16 protein-coding genes and 1 tRNA gene are annotated in these 16,720 nt (G+C 69.6%); 5 read left to right on the top strand and 12 right to left on the bottom strand.

The genetic code is table 11. The features are described 5' to 3' along the window. Nucleotides 1-93 precede the first annotated feature (93 nt). The 5 genes from thrB to argS are packed head-to-tail and all read right to left on the bottom strand — an operon-like array spanning nucleotide 94 to nucleotide 6,569. Entirely contained in the window at nucleotides 94-1,050 is a 957-nt protein-coding gene (gene thrB / locus ACFXIV_RS43960; RefSeq protein WP_379402847.1) for a homoserine kinase, read from the bottom strand. A 25-nt stretch (nucleotides 1,051-1,075) separates the two neighbouring features. Further along, the gene (gene thrC / locus ACFXIV_RS43955; RefSeq protein WP_354849517.1) at nucleotides 1,076-2,164 is read right to left on the bottom strand and encodes a threonine synthase; all 1,089 of its coding nucleotides are present in this window, start codon (nucleotides 2,162-2,164) and stop codon (nucleotides 1,076-1,078) included. Next, a complete protein-coding gene (locus tag ACFXIV_RS43950; protein WP_379402848.1) occupies nucleotides 2,161-3,492 on the bottom strand; it encodes a homoserine dehydrogenase in 1,332 nt (443 codons plus the stop codon). Before ACFXIV_RS43950 ends, thrC begins: the two co-directional genes overlap by 4 nt. Then, entirely contained in the window at nucleotides 3,489-4,910 is a 1,422-nt protein-coding gene (gene lysA / locus ACFXIV_RS43945; protein WP_379402849.1) for a diaminopimelate decarboxylase, read from the bottom strand. Before lysA ends, ACFXIV_RS43950 begins: the two co-directional genes overlap by 4 nt. Next, the gene (gene argS / locus ACFXIV_RS43940) at nucleotides 4,911-6,569 is read right to left on the bottom strand and encodes an arginine--tRNA ligase (RefSeq protein ID WP_379390880.1); all 1,659 of its coding nucleotides are present in this window, start codon (nucleotides 6,567-6,569) and stop codon (nucleotides 4,911-4,913) included. Between the two features lie 122 nt (nucleotides 6,570-6,691). Between argS and ACFXIV_RS43935 the strand changes: the two genes are divergently transcribed. The 3 genes from ACFXIV_RS43935 to ACFXIV_RS43925 all read left to right on the top strand — a co-directional run bounded on the left by ACFXIV_RS43935 (nucleotide 6,692) and on the right by ACFXIV_RS43925 (nucleotide 8,576). Next, entirely contained in the window at nucleotides 6,692-7,651 is a 960-nt protein-coding gene (locus ACFXIV_RS43935) for a DUF3105 domain-containing protein (protein WP_379402850.1), read from the top strand. An 11-nt stretch (nucleotides 7,652-7,662) separates the two neighbouring features. Beyond that, nucleotides 7,663-8,376, top strand: a complete 714-nt coding sequence (locus ACFXIV_RS43930) for a DUF305 domain-containing protein (RefSeq protein WP_379402851.1) — start codon at nucleotides 7,663-7,665, stop codon at nucleotides 8,374-8,376. Between the two features lie 124 nt (nucleotides 8,377-8,500). Continuing rightward, nucleotides 8,501-8,576, top strand: a tRNA-Arg gene (locus ACFXIV_RS43925). Nucleotides 8,577-8,922: 346 nt separating this feature from the next. On the opposite strand, the gene ACFXIV_RS43920 is transcribed toward ACFXIV_RS43925, so the two are convergent. Beyond that, nucleotides 8,923-9,270: a DoxX family protein gene (locus ACFXIV_RS43920; protein WP_379402852.1), complete on the bottom strand. Its 348-nt coding sequence runs from the start codon at nucleotides 9,268-9,270 to the stop codon at nucleotides 8,923-8,925. A gap of 210 nt (nucleotides 9,271-9,480) precedes the next feature. On the opposite strand from ACFXIV_RS43920, the gene ACFXIV_RS43915 reads away from it, so the two are divergent. Both ACFXIV_RS43915 and ACFXIV_RS43910 read left to right on the top strand, forming a co-directional pair. After that, a complete protein-coding gene (locus ACFXIV_RS43915) occupies nucleotides 9,481-9,747 on the top strand; it encodes a hypothetical protein (protein ID WP_379402853.1) in 267 nt (88 codons plus the stop codon). Then, nucleotides 9,744-10,166 carry an alpha/beta hydrolase family protein gene (locus ACFXIV_RS43910; RefSeq protein ID WP_379402854.1) on the top strand — a complete coding sequence of 141 codons (423 nt, stop codon included), beginning with the start codon at nucleotides 9,744-9,746 and terminating at the stop codon, nucleotides 10,164-10,166. Before ACFXIV_RS43915 ends, ACFXIV_RS43910 begins: the two co-directional genes overlap by 4 nt. A gap of 4 nt (nucleotides 10,167-10,170) precedes the next feature. Here the strand turns inward: ACFXIV_RS43910 and ACFXIV_RS43905 are convergent, their stop codons facing one another. From ACFXIV_RS43905 to ACFXIV_RS43880, 6 genes are all read right to left on the bottom strand, one after another. After that, nucleotides 10,171-10,770 (bottom strand): TIGR03086 family metal-binding protein, encoded by a 600-nt coding sequence (locus ACFXIV_RS43905; protein WP_379402855.1) that lies wholly within the window; start codon nucleotides 10,768-10,770, stop codon nucleotides 10,171-10,173. Nucleotides 10,771-10,779: 9 nt separating this feature from the next. After that, the gene (locus ACFXIV_RS43900; RefSeq protein WP_379402856.1) at nucleotides 10,780-12,183 is read right to left on the bottom strand and encodes a hypothetical protein; all 1,404 of its coding nucleotides are present in this window, start codon (nucleotides 12,181-12,183) and stop codon (nucleotides 10,780-10,782) included. Between the two features lie 157 nt (nucleotides 12,184-12,340). After that, complete coding sequence (locus ACFXIV_RS43895; protein ID WP_379402857.1) at nucleotides 12,341-12,694, bottom strand: hypothetical protein; 354 nt, start codon at nucleotides 12,692-12,694, stop codon at nucleotides 12,341-12,343. A gap of 123 nt (nucleotides 12,695-12,817) precedes the next feature. Next, nucleotides 12,818-13,936 (bottom strand): ABC transporter ATP-binding protein, encoded by a 1,119-nt coding sequence (locus ACFXIV_RS43890; RefSeq protein WP_379402858.1) that lies wholly within the window; start codon nucleotides 13,934-13,936, stop codon nucleotides 12,818-12,820. Beyond that, entirely contained in the window at nucleotides 13,933-15,471 is a 1,539-nt protein-coding gene (locus ACFXIV_RS43885) for an ABC transporter permease (RefSeq protein ID WP_379402896.1), read from the bottom strand. Before ACFXIV_RS43885 ends, ACFXIV_RS43890 begins: the two co-directional genes overlap by 4 nt. A 77-nt stretch (nucleotides 15,472-15,548) precedes the next feature. After that, nucleotides 15,549-16,571, bottom strand: a complete 1,023-nt coding sequence (locus tag ACFXIV_RS43880; protein ID WP_379402859.1) for an iron ABC transporter substrate-binding protein — start codon at nucleotides 16,569-16,571, stop codon at nucleotides 15,549-15,551. Between the last annotated feature and the right edge of the window lie 149 nt (nucleotides 16,572-16,720).

Here is a 16,720-nt window from a genome sequence, read left to right as displayed (position 1 = left end):
TTGCCCTGATGAAGCACCGGCGTCTGACGCGCACGATGTACGGACTCGCTCAGGATAGCTCCCACCTTTTGCATCGGCAAGGCAGGCGCGCTGTCAATCCACCGAGACGCCGCCGGCGATGCCCGGCTCGAGAACGCGCATGCCGTCCGCGATTGCGAGTTCGCGCAGTTCTTCGGGGAATTCGCTGGTCGCGAAGGCGAGCACGGTCGGGCCCGCGCCCGACACGGTGGCCGCGATGCCCGCGGCGCGCAACCGCTCCACCCATTTGGTGGTGAGCGGCAGCGCCGAAGCGCGGTAGCCCTGGTGTAGCCGGTCGGCCGTGGCGGGAAGCAGCAGGTCGGGCCGCTGCGTCAAGGCAACCACCGCGAGCGCGGACCGGCTGGCATTGAAGGCCGCGTCCACGTGCGGAACCGTCTCCGGGAGCAGGCCGCGGGTGTGCGCGGTGGCGGAACGTTCCTCGGGAATGAGCACCACGGGCCGCAGCGAGGGATGCGGCTCCAGCCGCACCGCGCGATACAGGCGGGCGTGATGCGCGTCGGCACTGCCGTTTTCGTCCGCCGAACGGTCGGTTTCCGTCCAGCACACCACGAATCCGCCCAGGATGCTGGCGGACGAATTATCCGGGTGGCCTTCGAATTCACCGGCCAGCTGGACCAGCACGTCATCGCCGTAGGCCAGCTCCGAATCGAATTTCGCGGCCAGCCCGCGCCCGGCCGCCAGGCCGCCCACCGCGGCCGACGCCGACGAGCCCATGCCCCGCGAGTGCGGAATCACGTTGCGGCACACCACGTCCAGGCCGTCGGCCCAGACGCCCGCGGCCTGCAGGCCGCGCTCGACGGCGCGCACCACCAGATGCGAAGGGCCCCAGGGCACATCGTCGGCGCCCTCGCCCTCCACCCTGATGGTCAGCCCGGAGTCGGTGGTGGACACCGTGATCTCGTCGTACAGCCCCAAAGCGATTCCGAGGGAATCGAAACCCGGGCCCAGGTTGGCGCTCGACGCCGGAACCCGCACGGTGACGGAGATTCCGGCGGGCAGCGTCCGCGTCATGAGCTGAGCGTCACGAGAATTCAACTCAGGCCAGCTCGAGTTCGTGGGCCACGGCGACCGGGTCGACCGCGATCGGCGTCACCTCGGGCATGCCCTTGAGCGCGTTGTCCGGATCCTTGAGGCCGTTGCCGGTCACCGTGCAGACCACGGTGAGGCCGGAATCCAGCCAGCCCTCGGCGCGCGCGGCCAGCAGACCGGCCACCGAAGCGGCGGAGGCGGGCTCCACGAACACGCCCTCCTTGGCCGCGACCAGGTGGTACGCCGCCAGGATCTCCTCGTCGGTGGCCGCGCGGAACGCGCCGCCCGACTCCGTCTTGGCATTCATGGCGCCGTTCCACGACGCGGGTGCGCCGATCCGGATGGCGGTGGCCACGGTCTCCGGGTTCGCGACCGGAGCGCCGTTGACCAGCGGCGCGGCGCCGGCGGCCTGCACACCCAGCATGCGCGGGCGCGAGCTGGTGATGCCGTCGGCGTGGTACTCGCTGTAGCCCTTCCAGTACGCGGTGATATTGCCCGCATTGCCGACCGGCAGCACGTGCACATCGGGCGCCTTGCCCAGCGCGTCCACGATTTCGAAGGCCGCGGTCTTCTGGCCCTCGATACGGGCCGGGTTGACCGAGTTCACCAGGCCGACCTCGGGGAAGTCCGCGGTGACCTTGCGGGCCAGCTCGAGACAGTCGTCGAAGTTGCCGTCCACCTGAATGATCTTCGCGCCCAGCATGACCGCCTGGGCCAGCTTGCCCATGGCGATCTTGCCCGACGGGATCAGCACCGCGCAGTGCAGACCGGCACGGGTGGCGTACGCCGCGGCCGAGGCCGAGGTGTTTCCGGTGGAGGCGCACAGCACGGCGGTCTTGCCGTTGTACTTCGCATCCGTCATGGCCATGGTCATGCCGCGGTCCTTGAAGGAACCGGTCGGGTTCGCGCCCTCGACCTTGAGGTACACCTCACAGCCGGTCAGCTCGGAGAGGTGATGCGCGGGCACCAGCGGGGTGCCGCCCTCGAAGAGAGTGACGGCTTCCCAGTCAGCGGGAATCGCGAGCCGATCGCGGTAGGCGTCGATCAGACCCGGCCACGGCGTATGCACGGCTGTCGCGCGTGCGGTTGCACTCATTCCTCGGTGCCTTCCAATCTCAGAACACTGGTCACGGACGTGACGGAGTCCAGTTCGGCCAATGCGGCAACGGTATCCGCAAGCGCGGATTCCTGTGCATGGTGGGTCACCACGACCAGGCGAGCGCCGACGTCGTGGCCTTCCTGCCGGACCGTCGAGATGCTCACACTGTGCTTGGCGAATTCCCCGGCGACCGCTTCCAGCACACCGGTGCGGTCGGCCACCTGCAGGTTCACGTGGTAGCGGGTCGGGGTGTCGCCGATCGAAGCGATCGGCAGCTCAGCATAGACCGATTCGCCCGGAGCGCGGCCGCCGTAGAACTTGTTGCGCGCCGCCATCACCAGATCGCCCATGACGGCCGAGGCGGTCGGCGCGCCGCCGGCGCCCTGACCGTAGAACATCAGCCGGCCGGCGTTCTCGGCCTCCACGACCACGGCATTGAACGCGCCGTTGACCGCGGCCAGCGGGTGCTTGCGCGGGATGAGGGCGGGGTAGACGCGCACGGAGATCTTCTCCTTGCCGCCGTCGTCGGTGACGCGCTCGGCCATGGCCAGCAGCTTCACGGTGCAGCCCACGGCCGCCGCGGTCTCCAGATCCTCGGAGGTGATCTTGGAGATGCCCTCGCGGTACACATCACCGGAGGTGACGCGAGTGTGGAAGGCCACGGAGGCGAGGATGGCGGCCTTGGCGGCGGCGTCGTAGCCCTCGACATCGGCGGTCGGGTCGGCCTCCGCGTAGCCCAGGCGGGTGGCCTCGGCCAGCACGTCGCCGTAGTCCGCGCCGGTCTCGGCCATGGCCGAGAGGATGAAGTTGGTGGTGCCGTTGACGATGCCGACCACGCGGTTGACCCGGTCGCCGGACAGCGACTGGATGAGCGGGCGGATCACCGGGATGGCCCCGGCGACGGCGGCCTCGAAGTACAGGTCGGCACGGTTGGATTCGGCCGCGGCGGCCAGCTCGCCGGTGTAGTCGGCGAGCAGCGCCTTGTTCGCGGTGATCACCGACTTGCCCTTGGTGAGCGCGGACTTGATCAGGTCGCGGGCCGGGTCGATGCCGCCCATGACCTCGACCACGATGTCCACGTCGTCGCGGGTGACCAGGGCCTCGGCATCGGTGGTGAGCAGCTCGGCGGGCAGGCCGCGGTCCTTGCTCAGGTCGCGCACCGCGACACCGCGCAGCACGACCGGAGCGCCGACCCGGCTGCACAGGTCGTCGGCGTGGTCACGAATGATGCGGACCACCTCGGTGCCGACCGTGCCCATGCCGAGGACGGCCACGCCAATGGGATGATCCTGTCCCCACACGCCGCCGTTTCTGTTCTCGGTCATGCCTTCACCTCCAAGCTGAGTAGGTCCTCCACCGTTTCGCGGCGAAGGATCAAGCGCGCCTTGCCATCTCGCACCGCGACCACCGCGGGCCGGGTGAGCATGTTGTAGCGGCTCGACATCGAGTAGCAGTACGCGCCGGTCGCGGCCACCGCCACCAGGTCGCCCGGGCCCACATCGGCCGGGAGCCAGGTGTCACGGATGACGATATCCCCACTCTCGCAATGCTTTCCGACCACTCGCGCGACCACCGGACCGGCCTCGCTGGAGCGCGAGACCAGGCGGCAGTCGTACTCGGCCTGGTACAGGGCGGGGCGGATGTTGTCGCTCATGCCGCCGTCGACGCTCACATAGCGTCGGCGATTACCACCGTCGAGCACAACATCTTTGATGGTGCCGACCTCGTAGAGGGTGACGGTGCCGGGGCCGGCGATGGCGCGGCCCGGCTCGACCGCGATGGTCGGCACCGGCAGCCCGGCCCGCTCGGCCTCCTCGGCCACGATGCGGCGCAGGTTGGCCGCGAAGCCGTCCAGGGCCGGCGGATCCTCGTGCGGCAGGTACGAAATGCCCAGGCCGCCACCGAGATCCAGCACGTGCATCTGTTCGGCGCGTTCCATGCCGAACTTGTCGGCGACCTCGCGCAGCAGGCCCAGCATGCGGCGGGTGGAGATCTCGAAGCCGTCGATCTCGAAGATCTGCGAGCCGATGTGCGAGTGCAGGCCGACCAGGCGCAGATTGTCGGACTCGAAGACCCGGGCGATCGCCTGCATGGCGTCGCCGCCGGCGATGGAGAAGCCGAACTTCTGGTCCTCGTGCGCGGTCGAGATGTACTCGTGGGTGTGGGCCTCCACGCCGACGGTGACGCGGATCAGCACGTCCACCACCTGGCCGGCGCGCTTGGCCACCGCCTCCAGGCGCTCGATCTCGATCAGCGAGTCGACGACCACGTCGCCGACGCCCGCCCCGACCGCCATCTCCAGCTCGGGCACCGATTTGTTGTTGCCGTGCAGGGCGATCCGCTCGGCCGGGAAGCCGGCGTGCAGCGCCACCGCCAGCTCGCCGCCGGAGCACACGTCCAGGTGCAGGCCCTCGTCACGGATCCAGCGGGCGACCTCGCCGGACAGGAATGCCTTGGAGGCGTAGTGCACTCGCGCGCCGTCACCGAAGGCGCGGACCATGTCGCGGCAGCGGGAGCGGAAGTCGTCCTCGTCGATCACGAACAGCGGGGTGCCGTACTCGGCGGCCAGCTCGTGCACCGGCACGCCCGCCAGCCGCACCACGCCGTCGGCGTCGCGAGAGGCGTTGCGCGGCCACACATTCGCCGGCAGTTCGATCATCTGCGCGGGTGCGCTGGGACGCTCGGCGAGCGTGGGCGCGTGCGGGATGTCCGCGTGGCGGGGTCCTGCGGGGTGGGCACTCATCTACATACGCTCCGGTGCACTGACGCCTAGGAGGCCGAGGCCGTTGGCGAGAACCTGACGGGTGGCTTTGACCAGCTCGAGGCGAGCGGCATTGAGCGGGGTGACCACGTCGTCGCCCTGCGGGATGACGCGCAGCGTCTTGTCGGACTGGAAGGGGTGGTAGGCCCCGGCGAGTTCCTCGAGGTAGCGCACGACCCGGTGCGGCTCCCGCATCTCGGCGGCGGTGGCCACCACGCGCGGGTACTCGCCCAGCGTGCGGATGAGCGCGCCCTCGCGGTCATCGGTCAGCAGCGCGAAATCCGGTGTGACCGAGGCGTAGTCGAACGCGGCCGCGTTGCCGAGGATCTGGTTGGTGCGCGCGTGCGCGTACTGCACGTAGTAGACCGGGTTCTCGCTGTCCTGCCGGGTCCACAGGTCCAGGTCGATGTCGATGCTGGAGTTCACCGAGGAGCGCACCAGCGAGTAGCGCGCCGCGTCCACGCCGATCTGCTCGACCAGGTCGTCGAGGGTGACGACGGTGCCCGCGCGCTTCGACATGCGAACGGCGGCACCATCTTTCACCAGGTTCACCATCTGGCCGATGAGCACCTCGACGGTGTCCGGGTTGTCGCCGAACGCGGCCGCGGCGGCCTTGAGACGGCCGATGTAGCCGTGGTGGTCCGCACCGAGCATGTAGATGCACAGATCGAAACCGCGCGAGCGCTTGTTCTGGAAGTAGGCGATATCACCGCCGATGTAGGCGGACTTGCCGTCGCTCTTGATGACGACGCGGTCCTTGTCGTCGCCGTATTCGGTGGAGGCGATCCACCAGGCGCCGTCCTTCTCGTACAGCTTGCCGGACGCCTTCAGCGTCTCGATGGCCTGCTCGACCGCGCCGGAGGCGAACAGCGAACTCTCGTTGAAGTACACGTCGAAGTCGGTGCCGAAGTCGTGCAGCGTCTGCTTGATGTGCGCGAACATGAGCTCGACGCCCTCGCGGCGGAAAAGCTCGTGCCGCTCGGCCTCCGGGAGTTCCAGCACACCCGGGTTGGCCTTCACGACGGTGTCGGCGATCTCGTTGATGTACGCGCCCGCGTAACCGTCCTCGGGGGTCGGCTGTCCCAGCGCGGCGGCCACCAGCGAGTTGGCGAAGCGGTCGATCTGCGCGCCGTGGTCGTTGAAGTAGTACTCGCGGGTCACGTCCGCGCCCTGGGCCGCCAGGATCCGGCCGAGCGCGTCGCCGACCGAGGCCCAGCGGGTTCCACCGAGGTGGATCGGGCCAGTCGGGTTGGCGGAGACGAATTCGAGGTTGATCTTCGTGCCGCCGAGAGCGTCCGCGGTGCCGAACTTCGCACCGGCCTCGAGGATCTTCTCGACGATCGCGCCCTGCGCGGCCTTGGCCAGGCGAATGTTCAGGAAGCCGGGTCCAGCGACCTCGGCGGCCTCGACGCCCTCGGCGGCCGACAGCGCCTCGGCCAGCAACGTTGCGAAATCGCGGGGGTTCATTCCCGCCTTCTTGCCTACCTGCATGGCCACATTCGTGGCATAGTCACCGTGCTCGGGGTTGCGGGGACGCTCCACCTTGACCTCGTCGGGCAGGATCGCAGGGTCTGATCCGCGTTCGACAAGTACCTTCGCTGCGGTAGCCCGAAGGAGATCTGCAAGGTCAGCTGGAGTCACGAGTCACTATCCTATGGTCTGAGCAGGTGAACGCCGCGAGCGGGCACCACCGGGCAGGTGCCCAGCAAACGATGCGGCCGCGTCGTTTGATTGTCCGACACGTCGAAAAGAGCACAACAAGCATGCCGAGCAAGACCAGTGCCAAGTCGGCCAAGGCCATCAAGGCCGCGGGCAAGTCGGCCGGATCGTCCAGGAAGGGCGGTCGCGGGGGCAGCCTGGGCGGTAAGCGTCAGATTCCGTGGCTCATGATCGGGGCCGTGGTCTGCATCCTCGCCCTCATCGGCGGCATCGCCTGGGTGCTGGTGCCCAAGATCCAGGACAAGCAGGAGCAGGACAAGTACACGCCGTCCGCCCAGAAGAAGGATCCCTCGGATCAGATTCCGGGCGTGGTGAAGAAGGACTACGCGGCGGGCATGCACGTCGCGGCCACCCAGCGCGTGAACTACGACCAGTCCCCGCCCTTCGGCGGGCCGCACGACGGCTCGTGGGCGGCCTGCACCGGCGTGGTGTACGCCAAGGCGATCCGCACCGAGAACGCGGTGCACTCGCTCGAGCACGGCGCGATCTGGATCGCCTACAACCCGGACAAGGTCGATCAGGCCGGCATCGACACCCTGAAGTCGAAGGTCAAGGGCAAGCCCTACAGCCTGATGTCGCCCTACCCCGGCCTGGACACCCCGATCTCCCTGCAGTCGTGGGGTCACCAGCTGAAGCTGAACAGCGCCGACGACAAGCGCGTCGGCGAGTTCATCACCGCGCTGCGCCTGAACCAGTACGCCTACCCGGAGGTCGGCGCGGACTGCGCGAACCCAACCTTCAACACCGACAACCCGCCGGCCTTCGACCCGACCCCGCCCGGCCCCGACGCGGTGCCGATGGACGGCAAAGGCCTGCAGCAGGATGCGAGTGAGCTGGGTGGCGGCGGCGGTATTCCGGGCATGCCCGCCGGCGGTATCCCGGGTCTCCCGAACGGCGTGCCGGGTCTGCCCACCGATGGCACGAACCTGCCCGGCGGCATCCCGTCCATCCCGGCCCCGACCGACGGCCCGACCCAGCCGGATCAGCCGGCTCCGACCCAGTAGTGCCGCCGTTCATGTCCGACATTCCAGATCGCAGCTCGGAGCCCGATCCCGCCGCCGAACCGGTGCCGCAAACACGCCGCAATCAGCAGCCCGCCCTGCTGGCGATCGGGGTGGTCGCGGTGCTGCTCATCGGTTTCATGGCCGGACTGTTGGTGGGCAATGCCATGCACCACGGCCCGGAGACGCCGGGCGCGGTGGATGTCGGCTTCTCCCAGGACATGTCGGTGCATCACGCGCAGGCGGTGCAGATGTCGGGCGTCGCGCTGTCGGGGACCACGGACCCGGCGGTGAAGCGGCTCGCCTACGACATCCTCACCACGCAGGCCAATCAGGCCGGCCGCATGCAGGGCTGGCTGCAGCAGTGGGACAAACCGCTCCTCTCCTCCGACGGCTACATGGGCTGGATGACGGACATGTCCACGCACGAGCATTCCGGCACCGCCATGCACTCCGGTGCGGTGCAGACCATGCCCGGCATGGCGTCCGATCAGGAGATGGCCGCCCTGGGCCAGGCCACCGGCCCGGCCCTGGATGCGCTGTACCTGCAGCTCATGCTGCGCCACCACCAGGGCGGCATGCCGATGATCGAGTACGCCGCCCAGCGCGCGGACACCGACGCGGTGCGCTCGCTGGCCGAGAGCATGGCCAAGACCCAGAAGAGCGAGGCCGATCTGATGACCCAGATGCTGGCCGAGCGCAAGGTCTCCCCACTGCCGATGAACTGACCGAGCACCTCCGACGAACACGGACCGGGCACAGAAACGCCCGGTCCGTGTTCGTTTTTGGCGCAGCGCGAGCGATGCGATACGCTGTCCCAGCCCGACCGGGAGACCGGACGGGACCATCCCCGCCCTCGTAGCTCAGGGGATAGAGCGTCTGCCTCCGGAGCAGAAGGCCGCAGGTTCGAATCCTGCCGAGGGCACCACAGTAAGGCCCCGACCGTGGATCACGGTCGGGGCCTTACTCGTTCGCGGGGAGCGGCGGGCCGTTTCGGCACCGAATGACTGACTTATCGTGCCATCGTGACCGATTGGGATTCCGATTCGAGGACTCGGGAGCAAAGGTAGTAGCTGTGCATCGCGGTGTCCGGTTGTGCAGGAGGCAGCCGGACACCGCGAGCGCGTTTTCGGGCCACGATCAGAGGTTTCAGGCCGCGGCGAAGGTGCCGCCGCCGATCGACTCCAGGATGATGTCGAATTCCGCTGCGCTGGAATCGATCTCGGCGATGACCCGGGCACCGCGTTCGACGGTGCCGGTCACGCACTAGGCGGTCAGGCCGCGTATTCCAGGGCCATGGCCGCGATCACCGGGACCATGTAGGTCATGGGGAACGGGACGTGGCCGTAGGACTTGGCGCGGACGATGGTGATGATGGCGCCGGTGAAGTACAGCACGATGCCGATGGCGGCCGCGACGCCGAGCGGCGGGTAGAACAGCCCGGCGATCAGGCCGATGGCGCCGGCCGCCTTGGCCAGGCCCAGCCACGGCCACCAGGATTCGGGGACGCCGTACTCGGCGAGGGGCTCGGCCACGAACTTGGCCTTGCGCAGCAGGGAGACGGCCGAGAAGCCCACCCAGAGGGCGGCCAGGACGGTGACGATGTGGTACGCGGTGGACATGGGCGGGGCTCGCATTCTGCTGGATCCGGGTGGCTTCTGCCGATCGGAATGGTGCGGGGGCGAATTCATAGATCCGCGATCCGTTTTCGATCCATCCCCGATACGCCCGCTGTAGCCGGGCGTGCGCACCGCGCACCCGGCCGACTCATTCGCAGTGCGAACGGCCCTGCTTTTCATGTGAAACACGAACGGGCCGGTATGTTCTGAGAGGTGTCGGACAACGAGAGCGCCCGTGCACAACAGCCGCAGCGTCGCGTCTCACGCCCGCTCGCCGGGGGATTCACCACGGTCCTGGCGGCCGCGATCGCGGCCCTGAGCCTGGCCGCGCCGGTCGCCGCCACCCCGGTGGCGCCGGAGGAGGCGACCGAGGCGTCGTTCTACTTCCCGGACTGCAGGCGGCGCAGCTTGCCACCACCGCGGGGGTGGCGGGCGTCCTGTCCCCACTCACCGGCAGCGCGGTATCGTTCCTGCCCTTGATCATTCGCGGCGCGCAGACGGTCACACCCCTGGATCCGGCCCGATTCCTCACGCCTCGTGCGCAATCCATGCTCGCCCAAGCCGACACCGGATGCATCGGCCGGCTGCGGCAACAGGATTCGTGGGGCGGCCTCACCGCCGACGACGTCTTCAACCGTGACGGGGACATCTCCGCACTGATCCGGGTGCTGAACGACAACGACCCCGGCGCACTGACTTTGACGCAGCCGCTGCTGGTATTGCAGGGCCGCGCCGACACCACGGTGCCGGCGCTCGCCACCGACGCCATGGTGGTGCAGCAGCGCGCGGGCGGTCAGCCCGTGCAGTACCACAGCTATCCGGGCGCGGACCACCGCGGCGTGCTCGACGCGTCGTTCAATGACGCACTGGCCTGGGTGGATACCCGATTCGGCCGGTAGGCGGTCAGGCCGCGGGCTGCCAGCCCGGATCGCGACCGAACCAGGCGGCCAGCCGGTCGTAGGCGGGCGCGTCGGTGGCGATCGGCACCTCGTACCCGAAAGCCTTTCCGGGACCGCGGAATTCGGGCTTCAGCAGCTGTTTGGACCAGGCCAGGCCATGCTCGGCGAGCTCCGGATCCAGGGTGCGGCCCTGACCGGTGGCCCGGGTGAGATCCCAGGCGTGCATGGCGAATTCGGTGATCTGCTGATCGGCGCGACCGCGCAGCGGGGCCTCCCCGCCCATGCCGGGCACCAGCCGCTCCGGATCGGCGGCGCGCCACGTCTCGAGCAGCGGCTGCGCGCGGGTGCGGAACTCGGCGGCCCAGTCCGCGCCGACCGGGTCGGGCGGTGCGCCCCAGTCCGGCATCTCGCCGCGCGCGGCGATGGTGAAGTCGCGCAGGATCTGGCCCACGATGTGGTCCAGCAGCCCGCGCACGTGCCAGTCCTCGCACGGCGTCGGCAGGGCTGCCCGGTCTGGGGTGACGGCGGCGATGACATCGCCGATCTGGGCGACGGCCCGTTCCAGGAGATCGATCGTCGGGTCCACCGGTGACTTGTCGGCCATGCGGCCAGACTAGCCCTGCGGCAAGACGTTCCGCGCCCCATCGGGCATGACGATCACCCGTGGCGGGAGAGCGGGTTCCGGCGCGGCCACGGCCCGTGGGGATCGGATCCGCCACAGCAGGTACAGCGCGGCCGCACAGCCCAGGGTGATCACCAGGGCCACCGTGCCGGGCATCGCGGAGACCGCCCCGTGCGGATCCCGATACCAGCGCGGCGAGTAGGCGACCCGGCCGAAGCTGCTGCCCCGCAGCGCCACCACCAGGCACGGCACCACCAGTACGGCGAGCGCCACCACGGCGCTGCCGGCGGTCTTCGGGACCGCCGCGCCGAAGCAGAAGCCGATGGCCAGCGCGGTGAGGATCACACCGAGCACCGGGATCACCGCGTACTGGTGCGCGATGCCCGCGGTGCCGGCCGCGAAGACCGCCAGCCCGGCGGTCGCGGCCAGCGCGATCCAGGGCGTGCGCCATCGGCGTCCCACCGCCAGCCCGGCCACCACGGCCAGGACCGGGAACGGTGCGGTCCAATCCGGCCGGGGCACCGCGATGATCGCGCTGCCCGCATTGGCCACCGCCACCGTCAGCAGCACCAGGGTGCCCTCGCGCCCGGGCAGCAGCAGCGCCGCGGCCAGCGCCGCGCCGATGGTGATGGCCGCGGCCACCCCGGCCTGTGCGACGGTGCCGGCGTGCTGCACGAACCACTGCGTCGACAGTGTGGTCGCGGTGACCAGGATCAGCGCGGACAGGATCGGGCCCATCGCCAGATCGGTGTTCTCGTGTTCGCCCGCCGGTTCCGGCTGCTGGACGGCGATCCCCGCGACCAGCAGCGCACCGGCCAGCACGAGCAGCCACGCCGGCGGCGTTCCGGTCGACGCCCATTCGGTGAGGGGATTGCCCCGGCCGCCCGTGGGCGGCAGCGAGGTCTGGTCGGCGATCAGGATCGCGGACAGGGCGCCGATCAGGTACGCGCCCGTCGCGATGGGTTTGCCGAATACCGCGACCGCGAGCGCCCCGAGCAGGATGCCACTGAAGATGGAGTCGATGTAGTTGGCCGTGGTCAGGTTTCCTGGGATCGCCGCGTCGCGGTTCCACAGCTGGTCGATCACCAGCACCACCGCGCTGCCGCTCGAGGCGATCCAGGCCGTCTTGCGCCCGAGCGCGACCACCAGCGCCGCCGAGACCACCGCGAACGCCGCGCCGGCGGCGGCCGCGCGCGGCATGTTCAGCACCAGCAGATCCAGCTGCAGCACCGGGCCTTCGGAGGTCCAGCCCAGATCGAGGGGGGCCATGAGCAGCAGTCCGGCCACCGCCGCGCCCAGCAGGGCGGCCATCGCCTCGATCGGAACCGCGTAGCGTCGCAGCGCCAGGGGCGCGGTCCTGCCCGGCGGGTCTGCCAACGCGAACCTCGCGCCCATTTCGTCACCTACTCCCTCGGTGATGCGACGCCTTCCGCGTTACAGCAATAACGAGCAGCTATCTCTCGCGACACTAACAGCTGCGGTATGTGGGAACCCTGAGAAGTGGAGTCGGTCACAGTCCTTCGGCGGGCCGGGGAGCAGGCCCGGGACACCGTCAGGCGCAGCGGAAACGGAAGGTCGCCGGCGGGGTGACGCCCGGCACCGAGGTGACCTGAACGGCCGGATCACTGTCCAGCGCACAGCCGATCGGGGTGCTGACCTGAACCCGGTAGCAGCCGAGCGCGCCGTTGTAGACGGCCGTGCCGTCGACGCCGGTGGTGAGAGTCGCCACATTCGCGCCGCCGCCGCAGGGCGCGATGTCGGCGGCCACGCCCGCCATGGGGAACTGCTCGGGGCCGTAGACCGCCTGCACCTTCACCGCGGGATCGGCGGGAGGTTCCGCGGACGCGAGCGGGGCCAGGGCGCACGCGACGGCGAGAGCGGATGTGACGAGCAGCGTGCGGCGCACCTTGTCTCCTTCGGGACGAGCTGAGGCAGTTCGCCTCTGCGGCCGACGATTCGGCCTCCGCGCCACTATAGGGACTCCCCGGTCCGATCGGTCACATTCCGACCGGCCGGACGGGCCGATCGCTCAGACCGCGGAGACCGCGCCGACCCGGCTCACGGCGGCCGCGCCGGTTGTCCGGCCGGCGGCGGCGCACTGCTCGGCGGTGAATGCGACTGCCGCGCCGAGGACTTCGAGCTCGACCCGGTCGCCGACCGTGGGCGCGTCCACGCTCACCCGGCGCACCTGGACAGGTTCGGGGCAGCCGTCGAGGTCGAGGGTGAGCAGGACATCCGCACCCCGGAACTCGAGGGCGCGCACGGTGGCGCAGCCGGCGCGACCGTCGGTGGCCGCCCGGGCCAGCAGCTGTTCAGGCCGCATCATGACCGCGCCCGCACCGGTCGGCGCGTTCACCTGCACCGGGATGCGGCCGAGCACGGTCTGAGCGGTCTCCGTGCCGATGGTGGCGTCGAGAAGCACTGTGTCGCCGAGGAATCCGGCCGTGAACAGGTCCGCGGGGGCCGCGTACACCTGCTCCGGCGTGCCGACCTGGGTGAACCGGCCCGAGCACATGACCGCGACCTGATCGGCGAAGGACAGCGCCTCCTCCTGATCGTGGGTGACCAGGATGCTGGTCATGCCCGCGGCGCGCAGGGTCTCGGCGACGGCCTGCCGGGTGGCGGCGCGGAGTCCGGTGTCCAGAGCGCTGAAGGGCTCGTCCAGCAGCATGAGATCGGGTTTGCGGGCCATGGCGCGGGCCAGGGCGACGCGCTGCTGCTGGCCGCCGGAGAGCTGATGCGGCCGCCGATCCGCGTAGGACGGGTCGAGCGAGACCATGTCGAGCAGTTCGGCGACGTGCTGCCGGTGCTTGCGCCGCGCACCCAGTCCCCCGCCGAGCCCGTAAGCAATGTTCTGCCCCACCGTCAGGTGCGGGAACAGCGCCCCGTCCTGTGCCACGTAGCCGATTCTGCGCCGGTGCGACGGCACCGAGAAGCCCTGGCGGGTAATGGTTTCCCCGCCGACGGACACCGATCCGGCGTCCGGGTTCTCGAATCCGGCGATCACCCGCAGCAGCGTGGTCTTGCCGCATCCGGAGGATCCGACCACCGCCGTGGCGCTGCCGTCGGCGACGTCGAGGCTGATGCCGTCGAGCACCGGCGCCTGTCCGAAGGTCTTGCGAACCTGGTCTACGACAAGACGACTCACAGTCCCGCCGCCTTCCTGGATTGGGTGAACAGCAGATAGGTGACCGGCACCGAGACGATGATCATGATCAGCGCGTGCGGCGCGGCGGCCGCGTAGTCCAATTCGCCCGACAGCTGCCAGAACTGCATGGCGAGGGTGTTGGTGCCGTTGGGGGCCAGCAGCAGGGTGGCGGTCAGCTCGGTGGCCACGGCCACGAACGCCATGGCCGCCGCCGCGGCCGCCGCGGGCGCGGTGAGCCGCAGGGTGACGCGGAAGAAGGTGGCGGCCGGGGATTTTCCGAGCGCCTGCGAGGCCTCCTCCAGCCCCACCGGCACCTGCGCCAGCCCGGCACGCACGCTCACCAGCGCGCGCGGCAGGAACATGAGCGTGTAGGCGGCCAGGATGGTCGCGGCCGTCTGATAGAGCGCGGGCAGCCAGCGAATCGACACGGTCACCAGCGCCAGCGCGATCACGATGCCCGGCAGCGAACTGGTGATGTAGTTGGCCCCCTCGATGATCCGCGCGAACCGCGAGGTGGAGCGCACCGCGACCCAGGCCACCGGGAAGGCGCACAGGGTGGTGATCACCGCGGCGGTGGCGGCCAAACCGATGGTCTGACCGAGGGATTCGCCGATATCGGTGGTGTTCCACACCGCCGAGCCGCCGATCTTCAGCCACCGGCCGATGGTCCACAGCGGCACGCCCAGCGTCGCCGCCAGCGCGGCGGCCAGCAGCGCGAACAGGGGAATCTTGGCCAGGCCCAGGCGAATCCGGTTCGCGCCCCGCTGCGCGCCGCCGCCGATCCGGGCGTAGCGGGCCCGGCCGCGCACGGTGGCCTCACCGGCCAGCAGCACCAGGCACAGCACCACCAGCACGCCCGAGAGCGTGCTGCCCGCCGCGCCCGCGAAGCTGGACTGGTACTGCTGGAAGATGGCGGTGGTGAAGGTGTCGAACCGGATCATGGCGAAGGCGCCGTACTCGGCCAGCAGGTGCAGCGAGATCAGCAGTCCGCCACCGAGAATCGCCAGCCGCAGCTGCGGCAGCACGATGCGTGCGAAGACGGCGACGGGCCCGGAGCCGAGGGCCCGGGCCGATTCCTCCACGGCGGGATCCAGCCGCCGCAGGGTGGCCGCCGCCGGGAGGTACACCAGCGGGAAGTACGAGACCGTCGAGACGAGCACCCCCGCCCAGAGCCCGTGCAGCGAGGGGATGGCGCTGACCCAGCCGTAGCTGTTGACGAAGGCCGGAACCGCGAGGGGGGCCGCGAAGATCGGGCCCCACCAGGCCGCGCCCGGCACGTCGGTGCGCTCCACGATCCAGGCCAGGCCGATGCCCAGCGCCACGCAGATCGGTACGGTCAGCACCACCAGTTCGGCGGTGTTGCGCAGCAATTCGGCCACGCGCGGGCGGAACACCAGCTGTGCGGTCTCGTGCCATCCGGTCGAGACCAGCGTGGACACGATGTACCCCAGCGGCACGAAGGTGGCCGCCACCATGAGCAGGGCGGCGATCGTGACGATCGCCCCGGGCCGGATGGCCGATGCACTCGGGACCATCCTGGTCAGTGCCCGAGAGACCCTGCTGGGCAGGTCCTTCGCGGCCGGGGTGGGTACAGCGGTCCGAACAGCCACGGTTAGAGCAGACCCGCCTCGGTCATGAGCTGCGTGACCTTCTTGGCGTCCAGCTTGCTCGGGTCGATCTTGGGCGCGTCGAGCGAGGCCAGCGGCGGCAGCGCCGGGTTGGCCGCGACGTCGGCGGCCACCGGGTACTCCATGGAGTCACCGTCGCGCAGCACCTCCTGGCCCTGCTTGGAGGTGATGAAGGCCAGGAACTTCTGGGCGTTGGCCTGCTTCTTGCTCGACTTCAGCACGCCGCCACCGGAAATGGAGACGAAGGCGCCCGGGTCCTGGTTCTTGAAGTAGAACAGCTGGGTGTTGCCGCTGTTCTCCTTGGTCTTGGCCTGGTCGCGGTACCAGTAGTAGTGGTAGATCACGCCGCCCTCGAACTGGCCGGAGTTGGCGCCCTTCATGACGGTGGTGTTGTTCTGCGAGGTGACCGCGTTGTCCTTCATGCCCTTCAGCCACGCCTTGGTGGCGTCCTCGCCCTTCTGGGCGAGCAGGGCGGCCACGATGGCCTGGAAGTCCGCGCCGGAGGCGGCACCGCTCCAGCGGCCCTTCCACTGCGGCTGCTGCAGATCCAGCAGCGACTTGGGCAGCTGGTCGGCCGGGAGCTTGGCGGTGTTGTAGACGAAAACGGTGGAGCGCGCGGCGATCCCGGTCCACTTGCCGGTGGAGGGGCGGAACTGGTCGGGCACCTGGGCCAGGGTGTCCTTGTCGACGTCGGAGAACAGGCCGGCGTTCTCGACCAGCGCCATGGCCGGGGAGTTCTCGGTGAGGAAGACGTCGGCGGGCGAGTTCTTGCCCTCGGCCACGATCTGGTTGCCCAGGTCGGTGTCACCGCCGTTGCGGAGGGTCACCTTGATGCCGGTGTCCTTGGTGAACGCGTCCACCCACTCCTTGGTGAGGGATTCGTGTTGCGCGTTGTAGACCAGGATCTCGTTGTCGTTCTTCGACGAGCTGGAGCAGGCAGTGGTCGCGCCGAGCACCGCGATCGCCGCCAGCGCACCGGACACCAGTTTCCATCGAGCCGCCGTCATGACCGTCCTTTCGCTTGCCCAGCCTCGTCTATGAGGTTTGCCTAACCAACGTACCGCCCCATGTCACGGGTTCAAATGCCACCCCACCAATCGACACGGAATCGCTGTAGTCTGCGTGCGTTCCGGGGACGGCCCCGGACGGACAGCAA

Origin of the sequence: Nocardia sp. NPDC059236 (assembly GCF_042754085.1) — a bacterium.
Classification (GTDB): Bacteria; Actinomycetota; Actinomycetes; order Mycobacteriales; family Mycobacteriaceae; genus Nocardia.
This window is presented reverse-complemented; position numbering and strand designations above follow the sequence as displayed.

Bases quoted from the DNA above. Each gene is read 5' to 3' on its own strand.
- ACFXIV_RS43935 (WP_379402850.1), top strand. From the start codon at position 6,692: ATGCCGAGCAAGACCAGTGCCAAGTCGGCCAAGGCCATCAAGGCCGCG.
- ACFXIV_RS43905 (WP_379402855.1), bottom strand. From the start codon at position 10,770: ATGGCCGACAAGTCACCGGTGGACCCGACGATCGATCTCCTGGAACGG.
- ACFXIV_RS43900 (WP_379402856.1), bottom strand. From the start codon at position 12,183: ATGGGCGCGAGGTTCGCGTTGGCAGACCCGCCGGGCAGGACCGCGCCC.
- thrC (WP_354849517.1), bottom strand. From the start codon at position 2,164: ATGAGTGCAACCGCACGCGCGACAGCCGTGCATACGCCGTGGCCGGGT.
- lysA (WP_379402849.1), bottom strand. From the start codon at position 4,910: ATGAGTGCCCACCCCGCAGGACCCCGCCACGCGGACATCCCGCACGCG.
- ACFXIV_RS43880 (WP_379402859.1), bottom strand. From the start codon at position 16,571: ATGACGGCGGCTCGATGGAAACTGGTGTCCGGTGCGCTGGCGGCGATC.
- ACFXIV_RS43885 (WP_379402896.1), bottom strand. From the start codon at position 15,471: ATGGTCCCGAGTGCATCGGCCATCCGGCCCGGGGCGATCGTCACGATC.
- ACFXIV_RS43930 (WP_379402851.1), top strand. From the start codon at position 7,663: ATGTCCGACATTCCAGATCGCAGCTCGGAGCCCGATCCCGCCGCCGAA.
- ACFXIV_RS43950 (WP_379402848.1), bottom strand. From the start codon at position 3,492: ATGACCGAGAACAGAAACGGCGGCGTGTGGGGACAGGATCATCCCATT.
- ACFXIV_RS43920 (WP_379402852.1), bottom strand. From the start codon at position 9,270: ATGTCCACCGCGTACCACATCGTCACCGTCCTGGCCGCCCTCTGGGTG.
- thrB (WP_379402847.1), bottom strand. From the start codon at position 1,050: ATGACGCGGACGCTGCCCGCCGGAATCTCCGTCACCGTGCGGGTTCCG.